This is a genomic window from Pseudomonas songnenensis (genome assembly GCF_003696315.1).
GTDB lineage: Bacteria > Pseudomonadota > Gammaproteobacteria > Pseudomonadales > Pseudomonadaceae > Stutzerimonas > Stutzerimonas songnenensis.
The window spans coordinates 1-421 of record NZ_RFFN01000020.1 but is presented as its reverse complement, the minus strand read 5'-3'; the positions used below and the strand labels follow the sequence as shown (position 1 = coordinate 421).

At 64.4% G+C, this 421-nt stretch carries 1 protein-coding gene; it reads left to right on the top strand.

Going from position 1 to position 421, the window contains the following annotated elements; genetic code table 11:
- The coding region (locus tag EA798_RS20475) for an FAD-dependent oxidoreductase (RefSeq protein ID WP_167463006.1) at positions 1-367 on the top strand (367 nt) is incomplete at its 5' end.
- Positions 368-421 lie beyond the last annotated feature (54 nt).

Below are 421 nucleotides of genomic sequence, written 5' to 3'. Positions count from 1 at the left end.
CAGCCTGCCCAACGTCCGCGTGCTGAAGATGGCGCAGACCACCGAGGTCAAAGGCGACGGCCAGAAGGTCACCGGCCTGGTCTACAAGGACCGCACCAACGACGAGGTGCACGAGGTCGAGCTGGAAGGCATCTTCGTGCAGATCGGCCTACTGCCCAACAGCGAATGGCTCAAGGGCACCCTGGAGCTGTCGCGTTTCGGCGAGATCATCGTCGACGCCAAGGGCCAGACCAGCATCCCCGGCGTGTTTGCCGCCGGTGACGTGACCACGGTGCCGTACAAGCAGATCGTGATCGCCGTCGGTGAAGGCGCCAAGGCCTCGCTGAGCGCCTTCGATCACCTGATCCGCAGCTCCGCACCAGCCTGATCGGGGCGCAGAAAACGAAAGGGGAGCAGCCGCGAGGCTGCTCCCCTTTTGCTT